This window comes from Stenotrophomonas maltophilia group sp. Smal13 (assembly GCF_030236855.1).
In the GTDB taxonomy this organism is placed as follows: domain Bacteria; phylum Pseudomonadota; class Gammaproteobacteria; order Xanthomonadales; family Xanthomonadaceae; genus Stenotrophomonas; species Stenotrophomonas maltophilia_A.
The window spans coordinates 37,787-44,206 of record NZ_JASJSQ010000038.1 but is presented as its reverse complement, the minus strand read 5'-3'; the positions used below and the strand labels follow the sequence as shown (position 1 = coordinate 44,206).

Below are 6,420 nucleotides of genomic sequence, written 5' to 3'. Positions count from 1 at the left end.
ACCCGTGAAATCCCCCAACAGGAGCTCTCCCATGTGTTCGATCTTCGGAATCTTCGGCCTGCAGGCCGGTGACGATCTTCCCGCCCTGCGTCGCCATGCGCTGGAACTGTCGCAGCGCCAGCGCCACCGTGGCCCGGACTGGAGCGGCGTGTACCTCGACGAAGGTGCGCTGCTGGTCCATGAGCGGCTGGCCATCGTCGACCCGGCCGGTGGTTCGCAGCCGCTGCTGTCGGCCGATGGCCAGCTGGCGCTCGCGGTGAACGGCGAGATCTACAACCACCAGGCATTGAAGGCGGCGCTGACCACCGCCTACGACTTCCAGACCGGCTCGGACTGCGAGGTGATCAACGCGCTGTATCGCCAGGGCAGTTCGCCGGCGCAGTGGCTGGAACAGCTCAACGGCATCTTCGCCTTCGCGCTGTGGGACCGAGACAGCGGGCGCGTGCTGGTGGCGCGTGACCCGGTGGGCGTGGTGCCGCTGTACTGGGGCCACGATGCCCAGGGGCGCCTGCGGGTGGCCTCGGAAATGAAGGCGCTGGTCGACACCTGTGCCGACGTCGCACAGTTCCCGCCGGGTCACTACTTCGACAGTGCCAGCGGTGAGCTGGTGCGCTATTACCAGCAGCCGTGGCGCGACTACGCCGACGTGCAGGGCCGCCAGGCCGACCTGGCCGAACTGCGCCAGGCCTTCGAGCATGCGGTGGAGCGCCAGCTGATGAGCGACGTGCCGTATGGGGTGCTGCTGTCCGGTGGCCTGGACTCGTCGCTGGTGGCGGCGGTGGCCGCGCGCTATGCGCGTCGCCGCATCGAGGATGGCGGGCAGACCGAAGCCTGGTGGCCGCGCCTGCATTCGTTCGCGATCGGCTTGAAGGGCTCGCCCGATCTGGCGGCCGCGGCGATCGCTGCCGAGGCACTTGGTACCGTGCATCACGGCTTCGAATACACCTTCGAGGAAGGCCTCGACGCACTGCCGGAAGTGATCCGCCACATCGAAACCTACGACGTCACCACCATCCGCGCCTCGACGCCGATGTTCCTGCTGGCACGGCGGATCAAGGCGATGGGCGTGAAAATGGTGCTGTCCGGCGAGGGCAGCGATGAGATCTTTGGTGGCTACCTGTACTTCCACAAGGCGCCGGACGCACGTGAATTCCACGACGAGCTGGTGCGCAAGCTGGACGCGCTGCACAACTACGACTGCCTGCGCGCCAACAAGTCGATGATGGCCTGGGGCGTGGAGCCGCGCGTGCCGTTCCTCGATCGTGAGTTCCTTGATGTGGCGATGCGCTTCGATGCCGCGCACAAGATGGTCGGCGCCGGCTTTGGCGGGCGTCGCATCGAAAAGGCGGTGCTGCGCGAGGCGTTCGACGGCTACCTGCCGGACAGCATCCTGTGGCGGCAGAAGGAACAGTTCAGCGATGGCGTTGGCTACGGCTGGATCGATGGGCTGAAGGCGCATGCCGAAGCACAGGTGAGCGACCGTGTGTTGGCGGCGGCCGACAAGCGCTTCCCGCACAACCCGCCGCAGACCAAGGAGGCGTACTACTACCGCCACCTGTTCGAGCAGTTCTTCCCCAGCCGTGCGGCGGCCGAGACCGTGCCGGGTGGCAAGTCGATCGCCTGTTCGTCGCCGGCCGCCATTGCCTGGGACGCCAGCTTTGCCGCGGCGGCAGATCCGTCGGGCCGCGCGATCGCCGGGGTGCACGAACAGGCACTGGCCTAAGCCCTCAAAAAGGGGACGGAGGGGATTAAGTCGTTTGTGCCACTAACGACTTAATCCCCTCCGTCCCCTTTTTGTATGATCGCCCCCTGCGCATTGGGGAATGTTCATGGACGTACAGGCAGGTGGCGACGTGCCGCCCACGAAATGGGGATGGCGTTATCTGGCCTGGGCCGGGGTGCCGTTGCTGGCTGGCGTACTGCTGGCGCGGTATGCCGGGCCGGCGGCGCCCGAGGCGGTTGCCCGCGCCACCGCCGCCGATGAAGGCGGCTGGGCTCAGCATCTGGCGTCCCCACTGGGCCTGTTCCTGCTGCAGCTGCTGGTGCTGCTGCTGGTGGCCAAGGGCGCGGGTGCGCTGCTCAAGCGCTTTGGACAACCGGCGGTGATCGGTGAGATGGCCGCTGGCCTGATGATGGGGCCGCTGGTGCTCGGCAGCCTGCTGCCGCAGCTGCATGGTGCGTTGTTCCCGGCCAGCTCGCTGGGTCCGCTGGGCATGCTCAGCCAGCTGGGCGTGCTGATGTTCCTGCTGGTAGCCGGTGCCGAGCTGGACCTGGCGGCGCTGCGTGGCCGCCGGCGCTTCGCCTTCACGGTCAGCCATGCCGGTATTGCAGTGCCGTTCGTGCTCGGCGTGGCGCTGGCGATCTGGCTGTATCCGCAGCACGGTCCGCAGGGTGTGGGCTTTACTGCATTCGCATTGTTCGTCGGCATCTCCATGAGCATCACCGCGTTCCCCGTGTTGCTGCGCATCCTTGCCGATCGTGGGATCACACAGACGCCATTGGGCCAGACCGCGATCGCCTGCGCGGCATTGGGCGATGCCACCGCCTGGTGCCTGCTGGCCTTGATCGTCGCCGCCGCCCAGGCCAGCGGCTGGTTGCCGGCCAGCCTCAACCTGCTGTGCGTGGTCGTGTTCGTGGCGCTGATGCTGGGGCTGGTGAAGCCGTGGTTTGCCCGCCAGCAGATCGCGCCGGGCCGTGAGGGACGTTGGTTGCTGGGTATCCTGCTGCTGTCACTGGCGAGTGCGCTGGTCACCGAGATGCTGGGCATCCACGCGTTGTTCGGTGCATTCGCTGCGGGCGTCGCGGTATCGTCCAACGCGCAGCTGCGCGACCTGTTGATGGCCCGCGTCGAACCGTTCGCGGTGACCCTGCTGCTGCCACTGTTCTTCGCCATGACCGGCCTGCGCATGCGCGCCGATGCGCTGCAGGCCAGCGATGTCGTGTTGTGCGTGGTGGTGATCGCGGTGGCCACGACGGGCAAGCTGCTGGGTACCTTCAGTGCCGCGCGCAGTGCGGGCATGCCCACGCGCGAAGCGTGGCGGTTGGGGGCGCTGATGAACACCCGTGGTCTGATGGAGCTGATCGTGCTCAACCTGGGCTACGAGCTGGGCCTGCTCGGCGATCGGCTGTTCGCGGTGCTGGTGATCATGGCGTTGGTGACCACGGCGATGACCGGGCCGCTGCTGAACCTGATCGAGCGGCGCCGGGGCTGAGCGCTGGACGGTCGTGCCGGCCAGCGGCCGGCACGACCGCTACCGCGCCGGTACCAGCGTCATCGTGTGCTGCGCCTTGCCGGGCAGGAACGGTGTCGGCCGCCCATGCACCCAGTCCTCGTGGCCGGCGCCCCAGTACGGCGACAGCGGGTGCCCGCTCTGGCCGCCGGGCATGTGTACGATGCCGTCGGCCTCGTGGCCGGGCGAAACCACCATGCGTTCGGAGGCGCCGAAGTTCGGCGTCTGCACGCGCGGCATGTCACGGTCGCCGGGCAGCGGGTCGGCGGGCATGCACAGCCAGCGCTTGGCGATGTCCGGCAATGCACGCGCGATGGGATGGCAGAGCGCCGCGGTGTTGCGCTCTCCCCAGGTGCGCTGGGCCAGTGGGCCCTGCTTGGCCAGCTCGCTCTCGGTGCGGCGTGCGGCATCAAGCAGCAGCGCGTCCCAGCTGTCGTAGGCCGGTGGCAGCAGGTTGGCGGGGCGCTGCTGCAGCATCGGCCAGGCCACGCCTTCCAGTTGTGCCAGGCGCGGGTCCAGATAGTCATCGCCCAGCTGCGCGTTGGCCGGTGCCAGCAGTGCTTCGGACAGGGTATCCATCACCTGCGTGCGGAACGCGCGCACCACCCGGTAGCTGACCGAGCCGGCCGAGGCCCGGCCGCCCCATTGATGGCTGACCGCCTTCAAGCGCTTCAGTGCAGGGTCGTCACTGGGTTCGATGACGTCATGCAGCAACGCCCACCAGCGCTGCAGAAACACGGCGCGATCATCGAGCTGGATCGCCAGCAGGTCGTGTTCGTCGAAGCGGTCCTGGATGGCGAGCAGGTCGCGGATCTGCTGCGCACGCGCGCCGAGGTCATAGCCACCGTTGCCGACGCTGGCCAGTGCCTCGCCGTCGAGGACGCGTCCGTTGGCGGTCCACAGGCGATGGTTGGGGGGATCGATCAATGCAGGCGAGGCATCGCTGCGGATCGGCCACGGTGCGCAGTCCTGGTTGCTGGCGGCCGTGAAGCCGGCCGGCGCACAGCCGGGGCCGCGGTCAGGGCGGGCGCCGATCAGCCGCCAGGCAATGCGGCCGCTGCGGTCGCCGACCACCAGGTTCTGCGCGGGAATGCCGGCGCGGTCGGCGAAGTGCAGTGCACCGTCCAGGTCACCGGCGCGGGCCAGATCAGCGAAATCCAGGCGTACGGCGCCGGGCAGGTGTGCGACCCAGCGCAGGGCATCGCCACTGCCATCGGCATGGGTGTGCAGGATCGGCCCCCAGGCGGTTTCGCGTACCGGGAACAGCACGTCGGCCTGGCCGGCCACCGCAATGCGTTCTTCGTGCACGGTCACCGTGGCGTTGGCCGGTTCCGTGCGGTAGTCCGCCGTGTCGATGTAGCTGTTGGTGAAGCCCCAGGCGACGTGGCCGTTGCTGCCGACGATCACCGCCGGCAGGCCAGGGAGCGAGAAGCCAGTGACGTCGACCTGGCCGCCGGCGGCCTGCGGGTCCGGATAGCGCAGGCGCACCCGGAACCACAGCCCCGGCGCACGCAGGCCCAGGTGCATGTCGTCGGCGACGATGGCGCGGCCGTCCGCGGTGAGTGCGCCGGCCACCGCGAAGTTGTTGCTGCCGATGACGTCCGCCTCCTCCTGCTCGGTGCCCGGCTTTCCCTTCAATGTGCGCAGATCGAGCTGGCTGGCATCGGGCAGAATCGCATTGCCGGTGGCTTCGCCAAACAGCGGTGCATCCCACTCGGTGCCGTCGTGGGCAATCAGCGCGTACAGCGCCGGCGGCACCACCGCACGGATGCGGCTGAGGGCAAGCTCGGTCTGGTTGTTCGGGTCCTGCAGGTCGGCGTACATGGCCAGCCCGGCCAGCACGCTGTCGCTGGCCTGCCACGGTTGCGGTGACTGCCGCAGCAGCAGGTAGGCCCATGGCCGCACGGAGAGATCGGTAAGGCCTTCGTTGACGCCATCCACATAGGCGCGCACGACCGCGCCGTTGTCGCCCAGCGCGGTATCCAGATGCGCCTCGGTGCGGGCGCGCAGGCGGTGCACGCGCATGCGCTTGTCAGCTTCAATGGCCTTCGGCCCGAACAATGCCGACAGCTCGCCGGCGGCACTGCGGCGCATCAGGTCCATCTCGAAATAGCGTTCCTGCGCATGCACATGGCCGAGTGCGCGCATCGCGTCGGCCTGGCTGCCGGCAGTGATGGTGACCACCCCCAGCGCATCGCGCTCGATGGTGACCGGCTTGGCCAGGCCCGGCAGCGCATGCTCGCCGTCCAGGTCGGCCAGGCTGCCGCGCAGCAGGAGCCACAGGGCCAGTGCGGTGACCAGCACGATGGCGACCAACACACCCAGCACCCAACGCCATGTACGTCGCATCGCACGTCCTTTCCGAACTCGTGGGCCGATTGTAGCCGCAGGCGCAACTGCGACTGATTCCGATTAGATCACCGTATTTTGAAATGCGGCACCCTATGCCACATCGATTCACAGGAGCCCCCCATGAAAGGCAACCCGGACGTCATCGCCTGCCTGAAGGAACTGCTGCGCGGCGAGCTTGCTGCCCGCGACCAGTACTTCATCCATTCCCGCCGCTACGAGGACCAGGGCCTGTTCGCGCTGTACGAACGCTTGGACCACGAGATGGAAGAGGAAACCCAGCACGCCGACGCGCTGCTGCGCCGCATCCTGTTCCTCGGCGGCGACCCGGACATGCGCCCGCATGCCACCGAGCCGGGCAAGACCGTGGAAGAGATGCTGCAGAAGGATCTGGATACTGAATACGCGGTTCGGAACAATCTCGCCGCCGGCATGAAGCTGTGCGAAGAGAAGGGTGACTACGTGAGCCGCGACATGCTGCTGGCGCAGCTGAAGGACACCGAGGAAGACCACGCCTGGTGGCTGGAGCAGCAGCTGGGCCTGATCAAGCGCATCGGCCTGGAGCTGTACCAGCTGAGCAAGATCGACGGCAACGGCGCTCCGGCGCACTGAGCCGCAGGCGCCGCCGGGCCATGCCCGGTGACCACCCGGTAGAGCCGACCGCTGGTCGGCTGCTCTTCAAAAGACAGCCGACCAGCGGTCGGCTCTACCAGAAGAAGCACAGCGTTCTGTCGCCCGCCAGCATCGGAGCACCGCCAGCCAGCCTTCGCCAGCCAGCTGCTCCACCGCCCGCCAGCCGACAACGAAAAAGCCGGGGAATGCCCCGGCTTTTTCGTGTCTG

The 6,420-nt window shown here is 67.9% G+C and carries 4 protein-coding genes; 3 read left to right on the top strand and 1 reads right to left on the bottom strand.

All coding sequences use genetic code 11. The features are described from left to right. The first annotated feature begins 31 nt into the window (after nt 1-31). Entirely contained in the window at nt 32-1,723 is a 1,692-nt protein-coding gene (asnB, locus tag QRO95_RS13905; protein WP_049399515.1) for an asparagine synthase B, read from the top strand. 100 nt (nt 1,724-1,823) lie between these two features. Further along, nucleotides 1,824-3,212, top strand: coding sequence for a cation:proton antiporter (locus QRO95_RS13900; RefSeq protein ID WP_049399512.1), 1,389 nt, complete (start codon nt 1,824-1,826; stop codon nt 3,210-3,212). Nucleotides 3,213-3,251: 39 nt separating this feature from the next. Here QRO95_RS13900 and QRO95_RS13895 read toward each other — a convergent pair whose 3' ends face one another. Then, complete coding sequence (locus tag QRO95_RS13895) at nt 3,252-5,579, bottom strand: penicillin acylase family protein (RefSeq protein ID WP_285302819.1); 2,328 nt, start codon at nt 5,577-5,579, stop codon at nt 3,252-3,254. Between the two features lie 123 nt (nt 5,580-5,702). Here QRO95_RS13895 and bfr point away from each other — a divergent pair, with 123 nt between their 5' ends. After that, complete coding sequence (bfr, locus tag QRO95_RS13890; protein WP_285302818.1) at nt 5,703-6,191, top strand: bacterioferritin; 489 nt, start codon at nt 5,703-5,705, stop codon at nt 6,189-6,191. Nucleotides 6,192-6,420: the final 229 nt, after the last annotated feature.